This is a genomic window from Mesorhizobium sp. M1252 (genome assembly GCF_040318265.1).
Classification (GTDB): Bacteria; Pseudomonadota; Alphaproteobacteria; order Rhizobiales; family Rhizobiaceae; genus Mesorhizobium.
Genome location: NZ_JAMYLX010000009.1, coordinates 247513 through 268284 on the forward strand (window position 1 = coordinate 247513; position 20772 = coordinate 268284).

A 20772-nucleotide genomic window follows, 5' to 3' on the forward strand; every position below is an offset into this window, starting at 1 on the left:
GTTAGAAGGCCCTTCTACTTTCAGAAGGATTGGGCGTGACCGACGACGTGACCAACCAGCCGCCGCCGCTGACGGGCGGCAACGCCTGGCGGGGCGATCCGTTGCTGATCCAGCTTGCCGAGCGTTTTTCCGATCCGGTGCGCAAGGACCTCGACGGGCTTGGCCGGTTCGTCCTGACGCAGGAGGCGCAGGAGCTGGCGCGCCTCGCCAATGTCGAGACGCCGAAGCTCCGCACGCATGACCGTCAGGGCCGGCGCATCGACCTCGTCGAATTCCATCCGGCCTATCATGCGCTGATGCGCCGCTCGGTTGCCGGCGGCCTGCATTCCTCGATCTGGGAAAACGGCGATAGCGAGATCGGCCGTCGCCATCAGGTGCGCGCCGCGCGTTTCTACCTGACCGCCGAACTCGAGACCGGGCATCTCTGCCCCATCACCATGACCAGCGCTTCGCTGGCCGCCCTGATGGCCAGCCCAAAGCTGTTTCGCGAATGGGCGCCGCGCGTGACGACGCGCAAATACGACCAGAGTCAGAAGCCGCCGGTTGACAAGACCGGGCTGACGCTCGGCATGGGCATGACCGAAAAGCAGGGCGGCACCGACGTGCGCGCCAACACCACACGGGCCGAACGCGCCGGCAGCGGCTTTTATCGCCTCACCGGCCACAAATGGTTCATGTCGGCGCCGATGTCGGACGCTTTTCTCGTGCTTGGACAGGCGCCGGAAGGGCTTTCCTGTTTTCTCGTCCCGCGCATCCTCGGCGACGGTTCCGGCAACGGCTTCCGCTTCCAGCGGCTGAAGGACAAGCTCGGCAACCGCTCCAACGCCTCGTCGGAGGTAGAGTTCGTCAACGCCATCGGCGAGATGGTCGGCGAGCCCGGCGCCGGCATAAAGACGATCATGGACATGGTCACGCTGACCCGGCTCGACTGCGCCGTCGCCTCGTCGGCAATCATGCGAGCGGGGCTGGCTGAGGCCGTGCATCACGCCCGTCACCGCCAGGTGGCCGGCTCGACGCTGATCGAACAGCCGCTGATGCAACGCGTGCTGGCGGACATGGCGCTCGATGTCGCCGCCGCCACGGCACTCTCGTTCCGACTGGCGCGCTCCTTCGACGAGGCTGCCGGCGACCGCGGCGAGGCTGCTTTTGCCCGCGCCATGACCCCGGTGGTCAAATACTGGGTCTGCAAGATCGCGCCGCCACTGCTCTATGAGGCGATGGAGTGCCTCGGCGGCAATGGCTATGTCGAGGAAGCGCCGCTCGCCCGCTACTACCGCGAAGCCCCGGTCAATGCGATCTGGGAGGGCTCAGGCAATGTCATGGCGCTCGACGTGCTGCGCGTGCTCGGCCGCGCGCCCGGCCTGTTCGAGGAGGTGCTGGCCGGCATCGACCGCGATCTCGGCGCCGGCGGACGCGGAACCATTGGCGTGCTCAAGGCGGCCATGCAGGTCGCCGGCACCGATGAGGGGTCGGCCCGCCTGCTGACCGAACAGCTGGCGCTGTCGGCGGCAGCTGCGGAATTGCGCCGGCTGGGGGCAGGGCGGATTGCGGACGCCTTCGTCGAGACGCGGCTCGCCGGCCAGTGGCGCAACACCTATGGCATGCTCGATTCGCGCCACGATGCGCGCATGATCGTCGACACGCTCTATCCGCCGGTGAATTGAGGGCCTTCCGCCAGGCCTTGAACGAATTTGCCTGCCTGTGGAAAGCCGTTAACCTTAACGAATGGTTTCCGTTGCAGCCGCAGGCCGCAGACCCCACTGTCTTTGTCACCAAAGCAGGAATGCCATGCGGCACATTTTGACGTCCTTTCTGGCCTTGCACTGGGCGCTGGTTTTCGCCCTGCTGGCGTTCATCTGTGTCGATGGAAACCGCGGCGTTGCGGGCGCTCTGGGCGTGCTCGGCGTCGTCGTGGAAAACACTCGTCTGGCCGATCTCGACAATGCTGCCGTCGTGGCGCCGCTGGCCATCGCCTTGCTGGTCGTGGCGGTGCTGTTTTGCTGGGTCTTCGTCGAGAGTCTGGTTAACGCCGCAGCGAGCCCAGACGGAGCCGACAGTGTGGCGCGGACCGCCTTCATTTCGGCATCCGCGGTGTTGTCGCTGATCCTGATCGGCGGCGCAGCGCGAGGCATCAACGGCCTGTTTTTGGTTGTCGCCGTGCAATTGGCGGCACTTCTGGCCTCCTATGTCGCCATGCTGGCCGAGCGGAGGTCGGTCTTCGCCGTCATGGTTTCGCGGGAGGCAGAGAGTCGCGCCACCGCCCATGCCATGGCCAAGGGTGCCGCGCACGGCTCCTTGCTGTCGCGCATTTCCGGCCGTCCGGACATTGGTCCCAGCGGTCCCAGAGGCGGCTCCAGCCGCAGGGACGGTCACTGATGCGCACGCTGTTCGCATTGTGGGCCGCGCCACTCGCTCTGTTCTGGGGCTGGTTCTTCCTGTCGCTCAACGACATCAATTTCGGCTACGTCATGCTCAGCCGGCAGCTGCATGATTTCGTGTTCCAGCTCTACGGGCAGATGCTGGGCATCGATCCGGCGATCATTCCGGGCATGGTGGCAAGGGCCTGCGTCTTTGACGGCTTCCTGCTGATGGCATTGTGGGCGTTTCGCCGCCGCCGCAACATCACGGCCTGGGTCAGGCGGCAGGCGGGGAATCCGGTTCCGTCCGATCGCGTGGGTCAAGCGACTGGAGCCGGTCCAGAACTCCCTGCAGAATAAAGGCCGCAGCCGCCGAATCGATCTTGCCGGCGCGCTTTCGGCGCGAGAAATCCATCTCGATCAGCGTCCGCTCCGCCGCCACCGTCGACAGCCGCTCGTCCCACAGCACGAAGGGCAGGTCGGTTATGCCTGCCATGTTGCGCACGAAGGCGCGCGACTTCTGGGCGCGGGGACCTTCCGAGCCGTCCATGTTGATAGGAAGGCCGAGTACAAACGCGCCGACATTATCCTTCTGCAGCTGGGCGAGCAGCGCTGCCGCATCCAGCGAAAACTTTTTACGCAGGATGACAGGGCGCGGATGGGCAAAGGACAGGCCGCGGTCGGAAACGGCGACACCGATCGTCTTGTCGCCGAGGTCGAGTCCGGCCAGCGTCCTGCCGCCTTCCAGGCGTGACGGCAGATCCTCGATTGCTATGATGCCCAACGGCTTTCCCAACCAGTTTTACCGTGACCCAGTCTTAACCGTGACCCAGACTTACCGTGACCCAGACTTGCCGTCACAAAGAGCGCGACACGTTCTTTTGAACCGCGAGCACACTATGTCACTTTAATTTTGCTGCCGGCGTTCTATCTTCCGGCGCAACCAAAATCGAGGAACACGATCGATGAAATTGACCTGGTACGGACATTCCGCCTTCCGCGTCGAGACATCAGGCGCGACCATCCTGATCGACCCCTATCTCGTCGGCAACCCATCATGGACGAGCGGCTGGGAGGGGCCGGCGGAAGGCGTCACCCATGTGCTTCTGACCCACGGCCACAGTGACCATGTCAGCGGCGCGGTGGAGGTGCTGAAGAAGAGCGGCGCCCAGCTGGTCGCCAATTACGAGATCTGCATGTACCTGGTCGGCAAGGGCGTCGACGGCAAGAAGATCAATCCCGGCAATCATGGCGGCACCGTCGATTGCGGTGCCTTCACCACCACATTCGTGCAGGCACTGCATTCCTCGTCGTTTGGGCTCGATGGCGGCCAGAACGTCTACCTCGGCAATCCCAACGGGCTGGTCCTGCATTTCCCGGAGGACAAGACGCTCTACCATATGGGCGACACCGACATCTTCTCCGATATGGCGCTGATCGAGGAACTGCATGAGCCGAAGATCGGCCTCGTGCCGGTCGGCGACCGCTTCACCATGGGCGGCGCAGTGGCGGCCCTGGCCTGCCGGCGCTTCTTCCACTTCGACACGGTCGTTCCCTGCCATTTCGGCACCTTCCCGATCATCGACGCGACGGCGGAGAAGTTCGTGGCCGGCCTCGAAGGGTCAGGTGTCGACGTAGCCTTGCCAGCGATCGGCCAAACGATCACACTATAAAGCGATCGTTTGAACGATCCCTTGTCGCAAAGGGAATCAAACCATGGGCTTGAGAGTGACTCTTTGCGTGTCGATGCTGGTTGCGGCGTCGCCCGCATCAGCCGCCGAGGACTTCATCAAGGGCGTTTACCTCCAGACCCAGGAGCTTTGCGCGCAAGCCAAAAAGGACACGCTGCAGACGCTGATTGACACCGGCAATGTCATCTTGTCGGCGGACGGCCTGGAAAGCGTCGAGTATAATTGCGAGTTCGTCCAGGTCACCAAGGCGACGCGCTCGCCGAGCTGGGCGGTCACTGCCATCTGCCAGGAGCCGGGCTTTCTCTTTCCCGATATACTGTCGATCACGCAGATGAACGCGACCCAAATCGACATCGTCTCGGTGCGCCCGACCGCCGACGAAGGCGAGCAGGCCGGCAATGGCGGCAGCTATTATCTGTGCGAGGGTGTATCGCTGCCCTAGGCTGAAATGCCGCCCTGGCATGAACGGGCTCTATCCCCAAGCACGATCGATGTTGCGCGGCACGCGCCACGCCGCTATAGCGCATCTGGTTTTCCCAAAGGCTAAAGACATGTCCGTTGATCTGCAAACTGTGAAGCGCGTCGCGCGTCTCGCCCGCATTGCGGTGAGCGAGGAGGATGCCGAGCGCATGACCGGCGAGCTGAACGCCATTCTGGGCTTTGTCGAGCAGCTGAACGAGGTCGATGTCTCCGGCGTCGAACCGATGACATCGGTGACGCCGATGGAGATGAAGAAGCGCCAAGACATCGTCACCGACGGCAACAAGGCTGCCGATATCGTCGCCAACGCGCCGGCCACTGACGAGAATTTCTTCCTCGTGCCGAAGGTCGTGGAGTAGCTGGCCGATGGCAATCGAGATCGCCATCGAAACGCCGCTGCAGGACGATGTCCGCGCTTTGGTCGAGGAGCTCAACGCGACGCTGCTCGAACTGACGCCGCCGGAGCATTGCTATCATCTGACGGTCGAGCAGATGGCTGGCGACGACACCACCGTGTTCATCGCCCGCGACGACGGGCAAGCCATCGGTTGCGGCGCGCTGAAGCGCCATGACGCCCGCGTCGGTGAGGTCAAGCGCATGTACACGCGGCCCTCGCATCGCGGCAGGAAGATCGGCGCCAAGATCGTCGAGCATGTCGAAACGCTGGCGCGCAGCGAAGGGCTGAAGCGCCTGGTGCTTGAAACCGGCGACCGCCATCCCGCCGCCTGGACCGTCTATGAACGCGCCGGCTTCTCGCGCTGCGGGCCGGTGCTGGATTATCCCGATTCCGAGTGGTCGGTGTTTTACGAAAAGAGCCTTTGATGAGCGAACTGACCCATCTGACAATTTCGCAGGCGCGCGCCAAGCTGCGCGCCAAGGAGATTTCGGCCGTCGAAATCACCGAGGCCTATCTCGGTGCCATCGAGCGCGCCAATCCGGTGCTCAATGCCTACATCGTCGTCACCGGCGACAAGGCGCGCGATATGGCCAAAGCTTCCGACGCCAGGCTCGCCAAGGGCGAGGGCGGTGCGCTGGAAGGCATCCCGCTCGGCATCAAGGACCTGTTCGGCACCGAAGGTATCCACACCCAGGCCTGCAGCCATGTGCTGGACGGCTTCAAGCCGCGCTACGAATCGACCGTCACCGCCAATCTGTGGGCAGACGGCGCCGTCATGCTGGGCAAGCTTAACATGGACGAGTTCGCCATGGGCTCGTCCAACGAGACCTCCTATTACGGCCCTGTCGTCAATCCGTGGCGGCGTTCGCGCCTCGACACGGTGGTGATGCCGACCACGCATCAGGGCGATGGCGGTTTCGTTTCGGCCGGCGGCACGAAGACCGCGCGCACGCTGGACAATGCCCAACTGGTGCCGGGGGGCTCGTCGGGGGGCTCGGCTTCCGCCGTCTCGGCTTTCCTGTGCGCCGGCGCCACCGCCACCGACACCGGCGGCTCGATCCGCCAGCCAGCCGCCTTCACCGGCACCGTCGGCATCAAGCCGACCTATGGCCGCTGCTCGCGCTGGGGCATCGTCGCCTTCGCTTCGTCGCTCGATCAGGCGGGCCCGATCGCCCGGGACGTGCGCGATGCCGCGATCATGCTGAAGTCCATGGCCTCGGTCGACGCCAAGGACACCACTTCCGTCGACCGGCCGGTGCCGGATTACGAGGCGGCGATCGGCAAACCGATCAGGGGCATGAAGGTCGGCATTCCCCGGGAATACCGCGTCGACGGCATGCCGGAAGAGATCGAGGCGCTGTGGCAGAAGGGCATTGCCTGGCTCAGGGATGCCGGCGCCGAGATCGTCGACATTTCGCTGCCGCACACCAAGTATGCTTTGCCGGCTTATTATATCGTAGCGCCTGCCGAAGCATCGTCCAATCTGGCGCGCTATGACGGCGTCCGCTATGGCTTGCGCGTGCCAGGCCAGGACATTGTCGACATGTACGAAAAGACCCGAGCCGCCGGGTTCGGTCAAGAGGTCAAGCGTCGCATCATGATCGGCACCTATGTGCTGTCGGCAGGCTATTACGATGCCTACTATCTGCAGGCGCAGAAGGTGCGCAATTTGATCAAGCGCGACTTCGAGACGGTTTTTGCCGACGGCGTCGACGTCATCCTGACGCCGGCGACGCCGTCGGCCGCCTTCGGCATCGCCGACGAGGACATGGCCGCCGATCCGGTAAAAATGTACCTCAACGACATTTTCACGGTGACCGTGAACATGGCCGGACTGCCGGGCATTGCCGTGCCTGCCGGCCTCGATGCCAAGGGCCTGCCGCTCGGCCTGCAGCTGATTGGCCGTCCCTTCGACGAGGAAACCCTGTTCCAGACAGCCGCCGTTATCGAGCAGGCGGCGGGAACCTTCCAGCCGGAGAAGTGGTGGTAGCATGCCGCCTCCGTCTCGCATTTCCATCGTCGAGACGGGAAACGAACTGCTGATCACGAACCCGCCACGCACCTCGGATTTCAGGACAGTCTTTGTCCTGATCGGGGCCGCGATCGTCGCCTACACCGGCTACATGGGATTGACGGATATGTCGTCCGCAACGCTCACCAGCGGCACGCTCGGCCTGCTGTCCTTCGTGGCGGTCATTGCCCTCTTCACCTATTTCCTGGGCAAGGATTTCATCTGGCGGGTGTTCGGCAGGGAAACCCTGCGGCTGACCGACACTGCAGCCGTGCGCTCGGTGAGGGGTTCCTTGCGAAATCGGTGGTCACTGCCTTTGAAAGGGCATCTTAGGGTCGAAATCCTCGACCATACCTATCCCACGGACGAAGTGGGACTGTCGGAAGTCATCAGCTTGACCAACGCGAACGGCGTCCTTGTTTTCGGCAGGGAGTTAAGCCGCCTCGAAGCGGAAGCGGTAGCGAGTGCGGTCGAGCACTTCACCGGCCGTCACAATTTGAGCTGGAGATAGGCAGGCAATGTTCTTCTATCTCTCCAAGGTATTCTGGTTCTTCGTCCAACCACTCAACCTGGCGATCTTCCTGCTGCTTGCCGGCTTGCTCGCGGCGCTGATCGGCCGCCGGCGATTGGCGGCGACGGGCAGTGTGTTCGCCTTCCTGATTCTGGCGCTGTCGGCCTGGACGTCGCTTGGCGCCATGATGCTCAATCCGCTCGAAGAGCGCTTCCCAAAGCCGCCGCTGCCGCGGAAGGTCGACGGCATTGTCGTGCTCGGCGGCGGCTTCGAGGGCGCCATCAACTTGGCGCGCGGCGGCTATGAGCTGAATTCCGGCGGCGACCGCATGGTCGAGGCGGCGATCCTGCCCGGCGCTTTCCCGAGGCGAAAGTGGTTATCTCGGGCGGCACCGGTGAACTGTTCATCGATGGCGAGGGGGATGCGGCCACCGCGCCGCGGCTGCTCGGTGCGCTTGGCGTCGACGCCGATCGCCTGATGCTCGAGAGCAAATCCCGCAACACCTATGAGAATGCCGTCTTCACCAAGGAACTGGTAACGCCGAAATCGGGCGAAACCTGGCTGCTGGTGACCTCCGCCTTCCACATGCCGCGCGCCAAGGCGCTGTTCGACAAGGCCGGCTTTCACACGGTCCCGTGGCCGGTCGACTATCGCACCTCGGGCAAGGAAGGCTTTGGCCTGTTTCGCGACAACGCACCCGATTCGCTGCAGACCACGACCATGGCGATCCGCGAGTGGATCGGGCTCGCCGCCTATTGGCTGTCGGGCCGGATCGACCAGCTTTTCCCCGGCCCGGGCGGCTGACCGATCACGGCTTGCCTTGCGGCGGAAAAGAACTGACGCCGCACCAGCACTGCCAGTAGCAGCAGCGTCGACAGCACGAACACGATCGGGTCGACGAACCAGCCGAGATAGCCGATCGAGAAGAACACCGCGCGCAGGCCTGAATTGAAATGCTTGCCGGCCAGCATGTTCATGCGCGCCGCGCGCCACACCGCCGTTTCGCTGACCGGGTTGCGTGACGCCTCGCCATAGGGGATCGGCACCGCGCCGATCAGGATCGTGCAGTAGTTGAAGAGACGGTAGGCCCAGCCGAACTTGAAGAAGGCGAAGGCCAGGATCAGGACCAGACCAAAGACCTTGATCTGAAAGGCGGAGCGCGATGAGGTCGCGTTCAACGGCAGGTCGTTCAGCACGGCAAGGACCTGATCCGAGGCGCCAAGCAGCGCGAAACAGCCACCGAGCGCAATCAGCGAACTGGAGGCGAAAAAGGCGGTGCCTTGCTGCAGGCCGCTCATGATGGCGGTGTCGACGATGCGGATTTCGCGCTCGGCCATGGTGCGCATCCAGGCCTCGCGCTGCACGTTCATGGCCATCGTCAACGACACCCGGCTGACCAGTCTGCCGTCGGACGCCAGCGTATGCAGCAACCATGCGAGCAGGAAAAAAGCCAGCGCCGCCAGATCAGCCGTCGACAGATGGAAGGAATCGCCCATGCCCCCTTTTACCACAGGCAAAGCGGTCAGTTCGATGCTCCAAAGCATGTCGCCCAGAAGTGAGCTGCGGTTCTGGGACAACCACATGCATTAAAACAAGAACTTAAAGCGCGTCGCATGAATCCGTTTCAGCGCGACGCGCTTTCAGCCGGGGATGTCGCTGCCGGAGCAAACAAGGTCGGCAGGTGCAGCGCCGCAATCCGCAAAACAGCACAAACATCATGGAAAGTCCTATATGTAGGTCTTGATCCCATTCCCGGAGACGGCGCAGCGTGTTTCTTTCGGTTTTCGACTTGTTCAAGATCGGCATCGGACCGTCGAGTTCGCACACGATGGGACCGATGACAGCGGCGCGGCGGTTTCTCGACGAGATCGCCGGCGATGACTGGCCGCGCCCGGCCGGCGTCAAGGTCGATCGCATTGGCGCCAGCCTGCACGGCTCGCTCGCCTATACCGGTATCGGCCATGGCTCGGATCGCGCCGTTGTCCTCGGACTTGCTGGCCTGACACCGCAGACGGTCGATCCCGATCAGGCCGAGGGAATCGCCACGCGCATCGCCGCCGAGAAGCGGATATCGCCACGCGGCCATCCCTCCTATCGCTTCGATCCGGCGACGGATCTGGTGCTCGACCGCAAGACGCCGCTCACCGGCCACGCCAACGGCATGGCCTTCTACGCTTACGATGCCGGCGACCGGCTGCTGCTCAAGCGCATCTACTATTCCATCGGCGGCGGCTTCGTGGTGTCCGAGGAAGAGCTGCAGCGGATGAAGGTGAAGGGCTCGGTGACCACAGAAGGCAAGAAGGTGCCCTATCCCTTCAAGAATGCCGTCGAGATGCTGAAGATGGCAGGCAAAAGCGGCCTGTCTATCGCCGACATGAAGCGCATCAATGAAGAGACGCATATGTCGCGCGAGGAGCTCGACAGCGGCCTTGATGCGATCTGGGGCGCCATGAAGGGCTGCATCGACCGCGGCCTGTCGCAGGACGGCATCATGCCGGGCGGGCTGAAAGTGCGCCGTCGTGCCCGCATGCTGCACGACAAGCTGCAGGAGCAATGGCAGCAGAACAAGCCCAACCCTTTGCTGGCCAATGACTGGCTGTCGATCTACGCCATGGCGGTGAACGAAGAGAACGCCGCCGGTGGACGCGTCGTCACCGCGCCGACCAATGGCGCGGCCGGCACATTGCCGGCGGTGCTGCGTTACTGGCTGCATTTCCACCCCGAGGCCGACCAGCCGAGCATCCGCGACTTCCTGCTCACGGCCGCCGCCGTCGGCGGCATCATCAAGACCAATGCCTCGATCTCCGGCGCCGAGGTCGGCTGCCAGGGCGAGGTCGGTTCGGCCTCGGCGATGGCTGCCGCGGGTCTCTGCGCCGTCATGGGCGGCACGCCCGAGCAGGTCGAGAACGCCGCCGAAATCGCGCTCGAACATCATCTCGGCATGACTTGCGATCCAGTCGGCGGTCTGGTCCAGGTGCCTTGCATCGAGCGCAACGCGCTCGGCGCCGTCAAGGCGGTCACCGCCGCCTCTCTGGCGATCAAAGGCGACGGCGTCCATTTCGTGCCGCTCGACGCCGCGATCGAAACAATGCGCCAGACGGGCCTCGACATGAACGAGAAGTACAAGGAAACCAGCCTTGGTGGGCTCGCCGTCAATGTCGTGGAATGCTGACCGTGCAACGCCACTGGCACTGTGGAGAAGTCGGGCAGGGCCGTTGACGCAATCGCGCGCCAGACTAAACCTTAAGCGATGGCACTCAATCTCCTAAAACTGTGCGTCGGTTGCGACAGCGTCGAGGACCTCGAAGAATGGATCGCCTTCCGCCTCGATGAGCGCCGCCGCGCCGGCGAACCCGCCGAGCACTGGCACACCACCCGCATGGTGCCGACGCGCGGCGCCGAGGTCACCGATGGCGGTTCGCTTTATTGGGTGATCAAGGGCAGCGTGCAATGCCGCCAGCTGATCACTGATATCAGGCCCTTCACGGACGACGAAGGCATCGGCCGTTGCCGCCTGATGCTCGACCTCGACGTCGTGCGCACCGACTGGCAGCCGCGCCGCGCCTTCCAGGGCTGGCGTTATCTCAAACCTTCGGATGCGCCCGCAGATATCGGCAAGGGCAAGGCCGGAATGGTCGAGATGCCGCCGAAACTGAAGCGCGAGCTCGCCGATCTGGGCTTGCTGTAGAGCCAAGGGCGCGGCCGCTTCTCCCAGAGCGTCGAGCGCTGGCCCTTCATCTTGTCCAAGGCTGGACTTGCAAGGGGGCCGACAACGCCACATCTTGCTTCTTATGAGCGACAAGAAGCAGCGCGTGCCCGCAAGGGCCAGTCCTGCGCCGGTCAAGCCTCAATCCAATGCCGGCGAGATCGACGCCTTTATCCGTCAGGCCCGGACGCTTGTCGCGACCGGCACGGGCCGGCTGATCCTTGCCCTCGACGCAACGATGAGCCGCCAGCCGACCTGGGATGTCGCCGCCAAGCTGCAGGGCGAGATGTTCGACGCCGTTGGCAAGGCCGGCACCCTCAGTGTCCAATTGGCCTATTTTCGCGGGTTGGGCGAGTGCCGCTCGTCGGCTTTTGTCGCCGACACCAATGCCCTGAAGCAGCTGATGACGCGGATCGACTGCCGTGCCGGCCACACCCAGATCGGCAAGGTGCTGGCGCATGCGCTGAAGGAAACGGCGGCGGCCAAGGTCAATGCTCTGGTCTATATCGGCGACGCCATAGAAGAGGATATCGACGACCTGGCGCAGAAGGCCGGCAGCCTCGGTCTGCACGGCGTTCCCGTCTTCGTCTTCCAGGAAGGCCATGATCCCGGCGCAGAAAAGGCGTTCAAGGAGATTGCGCGGCTGTCCAAAGGGGCTTGGTTCCGATTTGATCGGCGGGCTGCCGCGACCTTGGCCGGGCTGCTTTCGGCGGTTGCCGTCTATGCGACCGGCGGATTGAAGGCGCTCGAGGCAAGGGACAGGCCGGGAGACCGGCTGCTGATCGAGCATCTCAGGGGCGGCGGGAATTGATGGGCGCTATCATTGCACTTGTTGCACTGTTTCTGGTGCTGCTCGGCGCGGCGACGATCTTTGTCCGCGCCGATGCGCAAAAACTGGCAAGCGGCATGCGCACGCTCGGGCCGGTGCTTCTGGCGCTGGTCGGGCTCGCCGTGCTGGTGGTCGGGCGCGAAGGCATTGCCGGCCTCATTCTGGCCGCGGCCCTTGCCTGGTACGGTTCGATGCGAATGAAGCGGCCGTCGCTCGGGCCGGCGCCCGGCAAGCGCTCGACGGTGCGGACCGCCGCATTGGAAATGGAGCTTGATCACGATACGGGCGGGCTTGAAGGCCTGGTTCTGGCCGGCCGCCATGAAGGCAAGATGCTGGGTGCGATGGGCCTGGCCGAGCTGCAGCAGCTTTACCGCGAACTCCCCGGCGACCCGGAGAGCCGCCAACTCCTAGAGACGTATCTTGACGGCCGTTTTCCCGTCTGGCGCAAAGACGCTGAGGCGAACGGTGGCGAAGGGCTGGGTGTTGCGCCAGGTGCGGGCGCCATGACTAAGGAGGAGGCCTACAAGATCCTTGGTCTTGAAGCGGGGGCCGCCGCGGCGGATGTCCGCAAGGCGCACCGCCGCCTGATGCAGCGCCTGCACCCCGACATCGGCGGCACGTCTTTCCTGGCGGCGCGGATCAACGAAGCCAAGGACGTCTTGCTCTCCAATCACAACTAGTCTCCTTCGACGCAGTAAATTTCCGGGAGATGGTTCCGACGCCGCCCTACTGTTGGACGGCGTAGCAGGCGATTTTCTTTTTCTTCAGGGCATTGCAGGCATTCCAGGCCGCGTCCTTCGAGCGGAAGCCGCCGAACCGGGCGCGGTAATAGGTCTCGCCATCCTTCTGGAAGGCGACGGTGAAGCCGGAAGCAGCCCCAAGAACCTTGGGCGCCTGCTTGGCGGTCTTGTCTAGGAAAGCCAGGGCTTCGGACTGCTTGGGCGACGACGCTACCTGCACCGCCCAGCCAGCCGGCACCGAGGCCGTGTTGACCGGGTCGACCCCCTGAGGGGATGCAGGCGTGGGTTCGGCATAGGCAGCCACAATCTGCGCAGTTTCGACCTTCGGCGCCGTCACGATGACGGTCTTGACCTTCCTGGTCTTGACGACGGGGGCGGGCTCTTCGACCGCGGCCACCGTCTGTTCGTCGGCAGACTGGCCTTCAGCAGACTGCTCGTCAGCGGATGTCGGATCGTCATTGGACGCTACGGCATCGTCTTCAACGATCGGCTTGCCATCGGGCGTCGGCGCGTCATGCTTGGGCAGGAAGACCTTGGCCAGCGCCTTGACCGGATTGTCGCCGCCGGCCTTGGCGACCAGGGCGCCGCCGCCGCGGGTCGATGCGCGCGGCATGTAGGCGTTGATCAGGCCGGCCATCTGATTGTCGCGGCTGCGCCCCGAAGTGCCGCCCATGACGACGGCGACGAGGCGGCGGTTGCCATCCGAAACCGACGAGACGAGGTTGAAGCCGGAGGCGCGGGTATAGCCGGTCTTGATGCCGTCGACGCCCTTGATGCGGCCGAGCAGACGGTTGTGGCCATTGATGCGCTGGCGGCCGTAAAGGAAGGAGCGCTGCGAGAAATAGCCGTAATACTGCGGATAATGTTCCCTGAGCGCTATGCCAAGCATCGCCATGTCGTGGGCGGTTGTGAACTGGCCGGGATCGGGCAGGCCGTTGGCATTGCGAAACACGGTGCCGTCCATGCCGAGCGCGCGCGCCTTGGCGGTCATCATGCGGGCGAAATTGCTTTCGCTGCCGCCGAGCAGTTCGCCGAGCGCGGTCGCCGAATCATTGGCCGACTTGGTCACCATCGACAGGATGGCGGTCTCGACCGAAACCGCTCCGCCCGCCTTGACGCCGAGCTTGGTCGGCGGTTCGGCCGCCGCTTTGGCCGAGAACGGCACGGGCGTGTTCCTGCTGATCCGGCCCTTCGCCATGGCCTCGAAGGTCAGATAGAGCGTCATCATCTTGGTCAGCGACGCCGGGTAGCGCCGGCCGTTGGCATCGGACGAATAAAGCACCTTGCCGGTCTTGGCGTCGACGACGATCGCCGAAGACCTGGCGGCCATCGAGGACGCGGCATCCGCAACGACAAATGACATCGCCAAAGCGAGGATCATGATCATTTTGAGGGAAGATGCGGATTTTGAACCGAAGACCGACAACGCCTGACGCACTGATAGTTCCTTTGAAACTCATTGCCATGGAGGCGGCAAAGGGATCCGACCTCACTTGTCGTCAAACTATCGCGGCCAGCGTTACCAATCCGTTTATGGTAACCGGCGCGTTCACCATTTTCCTCGGGCTTGAGCCTTTCTTTATTCGAATTTTAGCTGTTGCCGGCGCAGCGCGGCCTGATGCCGCTGAAATCTTGACTTTTGTGCAGCGCACAATATATTCTCGTGCATTGCACAACCGCGCTCAGGCAAGGGCGCTTCAAAACGCCAAGGGAAACGTCAAATGACCCAGACCTACGAGGACTTCTCGAAATACGGCAAGGAGTTTGCCGATACCGGATTGAAGAGCTTCACCTCGCTCTCCAAGGGCGCGCAGGCGATCGCCACCGAAGCTGGCGAATACACCAAGAAGAGCTTCGAAGCCGGCAGCGCCGCGGTCGAAAAGCTGTTCTCCGCCAAGTCGCTGGAAAAGGCGGTCGAGATCCAGTCCGACTTCGCCAAGCAGAGCTATGAGAGCTTCGTTGCCGAGGCGACCAAGTTCGGCGATCTCTATGCCGATCTCGCCAAGGAGGCTTACAAGCCCTTCGAATCGATTGTCGCCAAGGCGAAGTAATTTCGCTCGAGAATACCAGGCACGGCCTTTCGGGCTTGCAAAACAGACCCGGTCGCGGATGCGCGGCCGGGTTTTTTCATGCCGGTTTCAATTCCGGGGCTTTGGCGGTTCACGATTTTGAAAATCGCCTCGGTTTGCCCACCTAGCCATATTGTCAGCTAACAAGAAGGGCTTAAAATCGTCCATCGAACACCTACATATCGAACTCGCCATGGGGATTCGAAAGAGGCAGGATTACGTGACTTCAGGTTTGACTGCCACAACAAGCGTGGTGCGGATGCAAAGTGACGGCGACGGCAATGAGGCCGGTCGCGGCACAGCCGTCATTACGCGCACGAAGACCAAGACCAAGAAGCCCAGCCTTTACAGGGTCCTCATCCTCAACGACGACTATACGCCCATGGAGTTCGTGGTTCACGTCCTGGAGCGTTTTTTTCAAAAGGACCGCGAAGCCGCCACACGCATCATGCTTCATGTTCACAATCATGGGGTGGGCGAGTGCGGGGTCTATACATTCGAGGTGGCCGAGACCAAAGTGTCTCAGGTCATGGATTTCGCCCGACAGAATCAGCATCCGCTGCAATGCGTGATGGAGAAGAAGTGAGGTAACATGCCGGCTTTCTCCCAAGGCCTGGAAAAGGCGCTTCACCAGGCGCTGACGCTCGCCAATGAGCGGCACCATGAATATGCAACCCTAGAACATCTGCTGCTCGCCCTCATCGACGACACCGAGGCGGCCGCCGTTATGCGCGCCTGCAACGTCGATCTGGACGAGCTGAAGCACACCGTTCTGACCTATATCGACACCGAACTCGACAATCTGGTCACCGGTTACGATGAGGATTCCAAGCCGACCGCCGGCTTCCAGCGCGTCATCCAGCGCGCCGTGATCCATGTACAGTCATCCGGCCGCGAGGAAGTGTCCGGCGCCAACGTGCTCGTCGCCATCTTTGCCGAGCGCGAGAGCCATGCCGCTTATTTCCTGCAGGAACAGCAGATGACCCGCTACGACGCGGTCAACTACATCTCGCACGGCATCGCCAAGCGCCCCGGCGCATCGGAGACGCGCTCGCCGCGCGGCGCCGATGACGAGCAGGGCGGCCCGAATGGCGCCGAGCCGCAGGAGGAAGGCGGCAAGAAGAAGCAGCAGCAGGATGCGCTGACGGCTTATTGCGTCAACCTCAACAACAAGGCCAAGGCCGGCAAGATCGATCCGCTGATCGGCCGCGAGAGCGAAATCAACCGCACCATCCAGGTGCTGTGCCGCCGTTCCAAGAACAACCCGCTCTATGTCGGCGATCCCGGCGTTGGCAAGACGGCGATTGCCGAAGGCCTGGCCAAGCGCATCGTTGAAGGCGATGTGCCCGAAGTGCTGCAGGACGCCACCATCTTCGCGCTCGACATGGGCACGCTGTTGGCCGGCACGCGCTATCGCGGCGATTTCGAAGAGCGGCTGAAGCAGGTCGTCAAGGAGCTCGAGGATTATCCCGGCGCCGTGCTGTTCATCGACGAGATCCACACGGTGATCGGGGCCGGCGCCACGTCAGGCGGCGCGATGGATGCGTCGAACCTGTTGAAGCCGGCGCTGTCTTCGGGTGCCATCCGCTGCATCGGCTCGACCACTTACAAGGAGTTCCGCCAGTTCTTCGAGAAGGACCGCGCTCTGGTGCGGCGCTTCCAGAAGATCGACGTCAACGAGCCGACCATCGAGGACGCCATCGAGATCATGAAGGGCCTCAAGCCCTATTATGAGGAATTCCACAAGGTGAAGTTCACCAACGAGGCGATCAAGGCTTCGGTGGAACTGTCGGCCCGCTACATCAACGACCGCAAGCTGCCGGACAAGGCGATCGACGTGATCGACGAGACCGGCGCCTCGCAGATGCTGGTGCCGGAAGCCAAGCGCAAGAAGACGATCGGCATCAAGGAGATCGAAGCCACGATCGCCACGATGGCCCGCATCCCGCCGAAGACGGTTTCGGCAGACGACGAGAAGGTGCTGCAAGGCCTCGACATCGAGCTGAAGCGCGTCGTCTATGGCCAGGACACCGCCATCACCGCGCTGACCTCGGCGATCAAGCTGGCGCGTGCCGGCCTGCGCGAACCGGAAAAGCCGATCGGCTCCTACCTGTTCTCAGGCCCGACCGGCGTCGGCAAGACCGAAGTCGCCAAGCAGTTGGCTGCCTCGCTCGGCGTCGAGCTGATCCGCTTCGACATGTCGGAATATATGGAACGCCACACCGTCTCGCGGTTGATCGGCGCGCCTCCCGGCTATGTCGGCTTCGACCAGGGCGGTCTGCTCACCGACGGGGTCGACCAGCATCCGCACTGCGTGCTCTTGCTGGATGAAGTTGAGAAGGCGCATCCGGACCTGTTCAACATCCTGTTGCAGGTCATGGACCACGGCAAGCTGACCGACCACAACGGCAAGCAGATCGACTTCCGCAATGTCATCCTTATCATGACCACCAATGCGGGCGCATCCGATGCGCAGCGCGCGGCGATCGGTTTCGGATCGACCAAGCGCGAAGGCGACGATGTCGAGGCCATCAACCGGTTGTTCACGCCGGAGTTCCGCAACCGTCTCGATGCGATCATCCCGTTCGGCTCGCTGCCGGTGCCGGTCATCCATCAGGTGGTGCAGAAGTTCGTCATGCAGCTCGAGGCCCAGCTCTCCGAGCGGGGCGTCACCTTCGACCTGTCGCCGGACGCGATCGCCTGGCTGGCCGACAAGGGCTACGATGAACGCATGGGTGCGCGGCCGCTCGGCCGGGTCATCCAGGAGCACATCAAGAAGCCGTTGGCCGACGAGGTGCTGTTCGGCAAGCTCAAGAAGGGCGGCACGGTGCGCGTCACCGTCGAGAAGAAGGAAACCGGCGAAACCGGCCTGAAGCTCGAATCACTGGCCGACGAAGCCCCGGTGCAGCCGAAGCAGGAGCCGGAAGAGACGCCGAAAGCCCGCAAGGCAGTGGCCAAGAAGCCCGTCGCCAAGAAGGCGGTGGCGCAGAAGCCTCAGCCCAAGGGCAAGGACGAGCCTGAGCCCAAGGGCAAGGATGGCGGCAAGCGCAGCCTGGTGCCGCAACTGCCGCGCAAGAGCTGAAAGGTTCGCCTATGAAGGGCCCGGTGACGGGCCCTTTTTTCATTGGCTGGCCGGTTTGCCGACACAGCGCCCCTGCTTTTCAGGGCAGATGTTGTTAGGTCAGGCGGCGACGCCCTCGGGTGCAAACTTGCCCAGGAAGTACCCGCACGCCTTCCAGATGGCGATCGAGATCAGAACGCTCGCATAGCCATCCACGGCGCGGCAGCTGCTTCTACCAACGGCTCTGATGTCGCAACCGAATGTTCCACGATTTTGAAAACCCAAACGCATCCCGGTACGGCGCGCGTTATCACGGGTGGTTTGATATTTCCCTAACCGACGTAATGGATTGTGGCTGAGCTCATCGCCTTGAGGCGCACGCCACCTCAACCGTTCAGCGCTGCCCGGATCCTGGCCGCGTTCTCAGTCAGCACTTCGGGCTTCTCCATCTGTCCCGTATGCGGCTTGAGCGCGATGCCTTCGAACCGCGGGATGACATGGACATGCAGGTGGTAGACGGTCTGGCCAGACGCCGGTTCGTTGAACTGCAGGATGGTGACCCCGTCAGCGCCGAAAGCCTTTTTGACCGCCAGCGCCACCTTCTGGACCGTGGTGAACAGCCGGCCGAGCGTCGCCGGATCGGCATCGAGCAGATTGCGCGACGGTGCTTTGGGCACCACCAGCGTGTGACCGGGGCCTTGCGGCATCACATCCATGAAGGCGACCACGGCATCATCCTCGTAGACGCGGTGCGACGGGATTTCGCCGCGCAGGATCTTCGCGAAGATATTGCTGGGGTCGTAAGCCTCGGTCATGGCGGCGCTCCGGGAGTATGCTCCCGGTGTAGCGAAGCTGTCCCGGACCGGCAAGATGGTCCGGCGATATCGACAGGCGAGGGCAGGGCGGATCGCTATTCCTCAAGATCCTTGCGGAACGGCGTATGCTCTTCCAGAATTTCGCCCATCCGCTCGACCTCGCGCCGCTCACGCCGGAGATAATCGGCCACAGCATTGCGCAGGCCGGGATGTGCGATGTAGTGCGCCGAATGCATGGTCACGGGACGATAGCCGCGCGCCAGCTTGTGCTCACCCTGCGCGCCGGCCTCGACCACCTTCAGCTTACGCTCGATGGCGAAGTCGATGGCCTGATGGTAGCAAACTTCGAAATGCAGGAACGGGTGGTCCTCGATGCAGCCCCAATTGCGGCCGTAGAGCGCATCGGAGCCGATGAAGTTGATGGCGCCGGCGACATAGCGGCCATTGCGCTTGGCCATTACCAACAGGATATCCTGGGACATGCGCTCGCCGATCAGCGAGAAGAACTTGCGGTTGAGATAAGGCCGGCCCCATTTGCGGCTGCCGGTGTCCATATAGAAGGCGAAGAAATCGTCCCAGGCCCTTTCGGTCAGGTCCTTGCCGGTCAGCCGGTCGATCGAGATATCGTTGGCGAGCGCCTCGCGCCGCTCCTTCTTCATCGCCTTGCGCTTGCGCGATGCCAGCGTAGCGAGGAAATCGTCATAGGTCGAAAAGCCTTCGTTGAAGAAGTGGAACTGCTGGTCGGTGCGGTGCAGGAAGCCGGCTGCTTCCAGCGTTGCAACGTCGCTTTCACTGGCGAAGGTGACATGCGCGGAGGACACGCCGAGCTTTTCCGTCACCGCCTTCAGGCCCGCTGCGAGACCGGCCTTCACAATGGCGCTGTCCTCGCCCTTGCTGACCAGCAGGCGAGGGCCGGTGACCGGAGAGAACGGCACGGCGCATTGCAGTTTCGGATAGTAGTTGCCGCCGGCGCGTTCGAACGCATCGGACCAGCCGTGGTCGAAGACATATTCGCCCTGGCTGTGCGATTTGAGATAGCAGGGCACGGCGCCCAGCAATCTGCCTTGGGCATTTTCCAGTCTGAGATGATGACCTTGCCAGCCGGTACGCCGCACGGCGCAGCCGGAATCTTCAAGCGCGCTCAGAAAAGCATATGAAACGAGAGGGTTATAGCCATTTTCTGTGTCGCTGCGGGTTGTGCCGGTAAAGCCGTTCCACTCGTCGCAGGTGAAGGCATTGATGCCGGCGGCGACGCGGATGGAAAACTCCGCATTCGCCGTTTGCCCGTCGCCTTCATCACCCTGATCCATGGGGCTTATTTAAGCTCTGTCGGGGCCGCTACAAGTCACGTTTCAGGCACTTCCATCAGGCGACACTGACAGATCGGGTTCGAACCCTTCGAACGTCATCTGGTCGGCGTATTTGAAAGTGAGATCCACCGCCGGCTGGTCATGCACCGTCCAGGTGATGACAGGCATTTTAAGCCTTTCGCGCACGAAGCTGACGAACGGGTTCGGCAGATCGCCCGCGGCATAGGAGGTGAAGGCGAGGTCATGTGCCAGCATGGCAAAATGCGCCTCGATCAACTGATTGTCCCTGCCGTAGGCGGTCAGCCCACCCGGAATGCCAGGCGCATCCCTAGGGAAGTCGCGGACCAGCCAGTGGTCGAACGACATGATCGCCGCCTTGCCCTTGTAGCGCTCCAGCATCTTGCCGACGCTTGCCACCAAGCCCTCGTCGTAACCGGGCACACCCTTCAGTTCGACAATCATCGGCACACGGCCGTCGACCAGGTCGAGCGCTTCTTGCAGTGTCGGCACATGGTCCTTGGTGCCGCCGATCCTGAGCGCCGCCAGTTCCGCTGCCGTGCGCTGCCAGACAAAGCCGTCCTGGCCGGTCAGCCGCTTGAGGTCGCCGTCATGGATGATGACGGGAACGCGGTCGGATGAGAGGTGCACGTCGCATTCGATCGCATAGCCGCGCTCGGCGGCAGCAGCGAAGGCCGACAGCGTGTTTTCCCAGCGCGTCTTGTTCATGTCGTGAAAGCCGCGATGCGCCACCGGCCGGGCGGTCAGCCAGGAAAGGTCGGTCATTGTCTTGGTCCT

Annotated in this window: 23 protein-coding genes and 1 pseudogene; 18 read left to right on the forward strand and 6 right to left on the reverse strand. The window is 62.9% G+C overall.

Annotated features, from left to right (window positions below):
• Positions 1–35: 35 nt before the first annotated feature.
• The 3 genes from NKH22_RS20000 (at position 36) to NKH22_RS20010 (ending at position 2717) form a co-directional block, all read left to right on the forward strand.
• Entirely contained in the window at positions 36–1664 is a 1629-nt protein-coding gene (locus NKH22_RS20000; RefSeq protein WP_023688598.1) for a DNA alkylation response protein, read from the forward strand.
• Positions 1665–1788: 124 nt separating this feature from the next.
• Positions 1789–2376 (forward strand): hypothetical protein, encoded by a 588-nt coding sequence (locus NKH22_RS20005; RefSeq protein ID WP_023688597.1) that lies wholly within the window; start codon positions 1789–1791, stop codon positions 2374–2376.
• The gene (locus NKH22_RS20010; protein ID WP_023693426.1) at positions 2376–2717 is read left to right on the forward strand and encodes a DUF6105 family protein; all 342 of its coding nucleotides are present in this window, start codon (positions 2376–2378) and stop codon (positions 2715–2717) included. The genes NKH22_RS20005 and NKH22_RS20010 overlap by 1 nt, the downstream gene beginning before the upstream one ends.
• On the opposite strand, the gene ruvX is transcribed toward NKH22_RS20010, so the two are convergent.
• Positions 2635–3141, reverse strand: a complete 507-nt coding sequence (gene ruvX, locus NKH22_RS20015) for a Holliday junction resolvase RuvX (protein WP_023726663.1) — start codon at positions 3139–3141, stop codon at positions 2635–2637. The two genes, NKH22_RS20010 and ruvX, sit on opposite strands and share 83 nt — an antisense overlap.
• Before the next feature lie 181 nt (positions 3142–3322).
• On the opposite strand from ruvX, the gene NKH22_RS20020 reads away from it, so the two are divergent.
• The 7 genes and pseudogenes from NKH22_RS20020 to NKH22_RS20050 all read left to right on the forward strand — a co-directional run bounded on the left by NKH22_RS20020 (position 3323) and on the right by NKH22_RS20050 (position 8251).
• A complete protein-coding gene (locus NKH22_RS20020; RefSeq protein WP_023684673.1) occupies positions 3323–4030 on the forward strand; it encodes a metal-dependent hydrolase in 708 nt (235 codons plus the stop codon).
• A gap of 43 nt (positions 4031–4073) precedes the next feature.
• Positions 4074–4490 (forward strand): hypothetical protein, encoded by a 417-nt coding sequence (locus NKH22_RS20025; RefSeq protein WP_352910708.1) that lies wholly within the window; start codon positions 4074–4076, stop codon positions 4488–4490.
• Positions 4491–4599: 109 nt separating this feature from the next.
• A complete protein-coding gene (gatC, locus tag NKH22_RS20030) occupies positions 4600–4887 on the forward strand; it encodes an Asp-tRNA(Asn)/Glu-tRNA(Gln) amidotransferase subunit GatC (RefSeq protein ID WP_023670999.1) in 288 nt (95 codons plus the stop codon).
• Between the two features lie 7 nt (positions 4888–4894).
• Positions 4895–5350, forward strand: a complete 456-nt coding sequence (locus tag NKH22_RS20035; RefSeq protein WP_023706217.1) for a GNAT family N-acetyltransferase — start codon at positions 4895–4897, stop codon at positions 5348–5350.
• On the forward strand, positions 5350–6915 hold the full coding sequence (locus tag NKH22_RS20040; protein WP_352910710.1) for an amidase: 1566 nt from the start codon (positions 5350–5352) through the stop codon (positions 6913–6915). The genes NKH22_RS20035 and NKH22_RS20040 overlap by 1 nt, the downstream gene beginning before the upstream one ends.
• A 1-nt stretch (position 6916) precedes the next feature.
• The gene (locus NKH22_RS20045) at positions 6917–7447 is read left to right on the forward strand and encodes a hypothetical protein (RefSeq protein WP_023671002.1); all 531 of its coding nucleotides are present in this window, start codon (positions 6917–6919) and stop codon (positions 7445–7447) included.
• Between the two features lie 7 nt (positions 7448–7454).
• A pseudogene (locus NKH22_RS20050) lies at positions 7455–8251 on the forward strand (YdcF family protein).
• On the opposite strand, the gene NKH22_RS20055 reads toward NKH22_RS20050, so the two are convergent.
• Entirely contained in the window at positions 8200–8943 is a 744-nt protein-coding gene (locus tag NKH22_RS20055) for a DUF599 domain-containing protein (protein WP_023671004.1), read from the reverse strand. The pseudogene NKH22_RS20050 and the gene NKH22_RS20055 overlap by 52 nt on opposite strands.
• 272 nt (positions 8944–9215) lie before the next feature.
• On the opposite strand from NKH22_RS20055, the gene NKH22_RS20060 reads away from it, so the two are divergent.
• The 4 genes from NKH22_RS20060 to NKH22_RS20075 all read left to right on the forward strand — a co-directional run bounded on the left by NKH22_RS20060 (position 9216) and on the right by NKH22_RS20075 (position 12662).
• A complete protein-coding gene (locus NKH22_RS20060) occupies positions 9216–10619 on the forward strand; it encodes an L-serine ammonia-lyase (RefSeq protein WP_023730130.1) in 1404 nt (467 codons plus the stop codon).
• A 78-nt stretch (positions 10620–10697) separates the two neighbouring features.
• Complete coding sequence (locus NKH22_RS20065) at positions 10698–11135, forward strand: DUF1489 family protein (protein ID WP_023671006.1); 438 nt, start codon at positions 10698–10700, stop codon at positions 11133–11135.
• A gap of 103 nt (positions 11136–11238) precedes the next feature.
• Positions 11239–11964, forward strand: a complete 726-nt coding sequence (locus NKH22_RS20070) for a VWA domain-containing protein (RefSeq protein WP_352910712.1) — start codon at positions 11239–11241, stop codon at positions 11962–11964.
• The gene (locus NKH22_RS20075) at positions 11964–12662 is read left to right on the forward strand and encodes a DnaJ domain-containing protein (RefSeq protein ID WP_023693434.1); all 699 of its coding nucleotides are present in this window, start codon (positions 11964–11966) and stop codon (positions 12660–12662) included. The genes NKH22_RS20070 and NKH22_RS20075 overlap by 1 nt, the downstream gene beginning before the upstream one ends.
• Before the next feature lie 46 nt (positions 12663–12708).
• On the opposite strand, the gene NKH22_RS20080 is transcribed toward NKH22_RS20075, so the two are convergent.
• Positions 12709–14103 (reverse strand): SPOR domain-containing protein, encoded by a 1395-nt coding sequence (locus NKH22_RS20080; protein WP_502882027.1) that lies wholly within the window; start codon positions 14101–14103, stop codon positions 12709–12711.
• Positions 14104–14171: 68 nt separating this feature from the next.
• Between NKH22_RS20080 and NKH22_RS20085 the strand changes: the two genes are divergently transcribed.
• From NKH22_RS20085 to clpA, 4 genes are all read left to right on the forward strand, one after another.
• On the forward strand, positions 14172–14447 hold the full coding sequence (locus NKH22_RS20085) for a hypothetical protein (protein ID WP_155927172.1): 276 nt from the start codon (positions 14172–14174) through the stop codon (positions 14445–14447).
• Positions 14444–14773: a phasin family protein gene (locus NKH22_RS20090; protein ID WP_023671011.1), complete on the forward strand. Its 330-nt coding sequence runs from the start codon at positions 14444–14446 to the stop codon at positions 14771–14773. Before NKH22_RS20085 ends, NKH22_RS20090 begins: the two co-directional genes overlap by 4 nt.
• 277 nt (positions 14774–15050) lie before the next feature.
• A complete protein-coding gene (clpS, locus tag NKH22_RS20095) occupies positions 15051–15377 on the forward strand; it encodes an ATP-dependent Clp protease adapter ClpS (RefSeq protein WP_023671012.1) in 327 nt (108 codons plus the stop codon).
• Positions 15378–15383: 6 nt separating this feature from the next.
• A complete protein-coding gene (clpA, locus tag NKH22_RS20100) occupies positions 15384–17873 on the forward strand; it encodes an ATP-dependent Clp protease ATP-binding subunit ClpA (protein ID WP_023693436.1) in 2490 nt (829 codons plus the stop codon).
• A 365-nt stretch (positions 17874–18238) separates the two neighbouring features.
• Here clpA and NKH22_RS20105 read toward each other — a convergent pair whose 3' ends face one another.
• From NKH22_RS20105 to NKH22_RS20115, 3 genes are all read right to left on the reverse strand, one after another.
• Complete coding sequence (locus tag NKH22_RS20105) at positions 18239–18667, reverse strand: HIT family protein (protein WP_023693438.1); 429 nt, start codon at positions 18665–18667, stop codon at positions 18239–18241.
• Positions 18668–18762: 95 nt separating this feature from the next.
• Complete coding sequence (locus tag NKH22_RS20110; protein ID WP_023693439.1) at positions 18763–19977, reverse strand: GNAT family N-acetyltransferase; 1215 nt, start codon at positions 19975–19977, stop codon at positions 18763–18765.
• Between the two features lie 42 nt (positions 19978–20019).
• Positions 20020–20760, reverse strand: coding sequence for a glycerophosphodiester phosphodiesterase (locus tag NKH22_RS20115; protein ID WP_023693440.1), 741 nt, complete (start codon positions 20758–20760; stop codon positions 20020–20022).
• Positions 20761–20772: the final 12 nt, after the last annotated feature.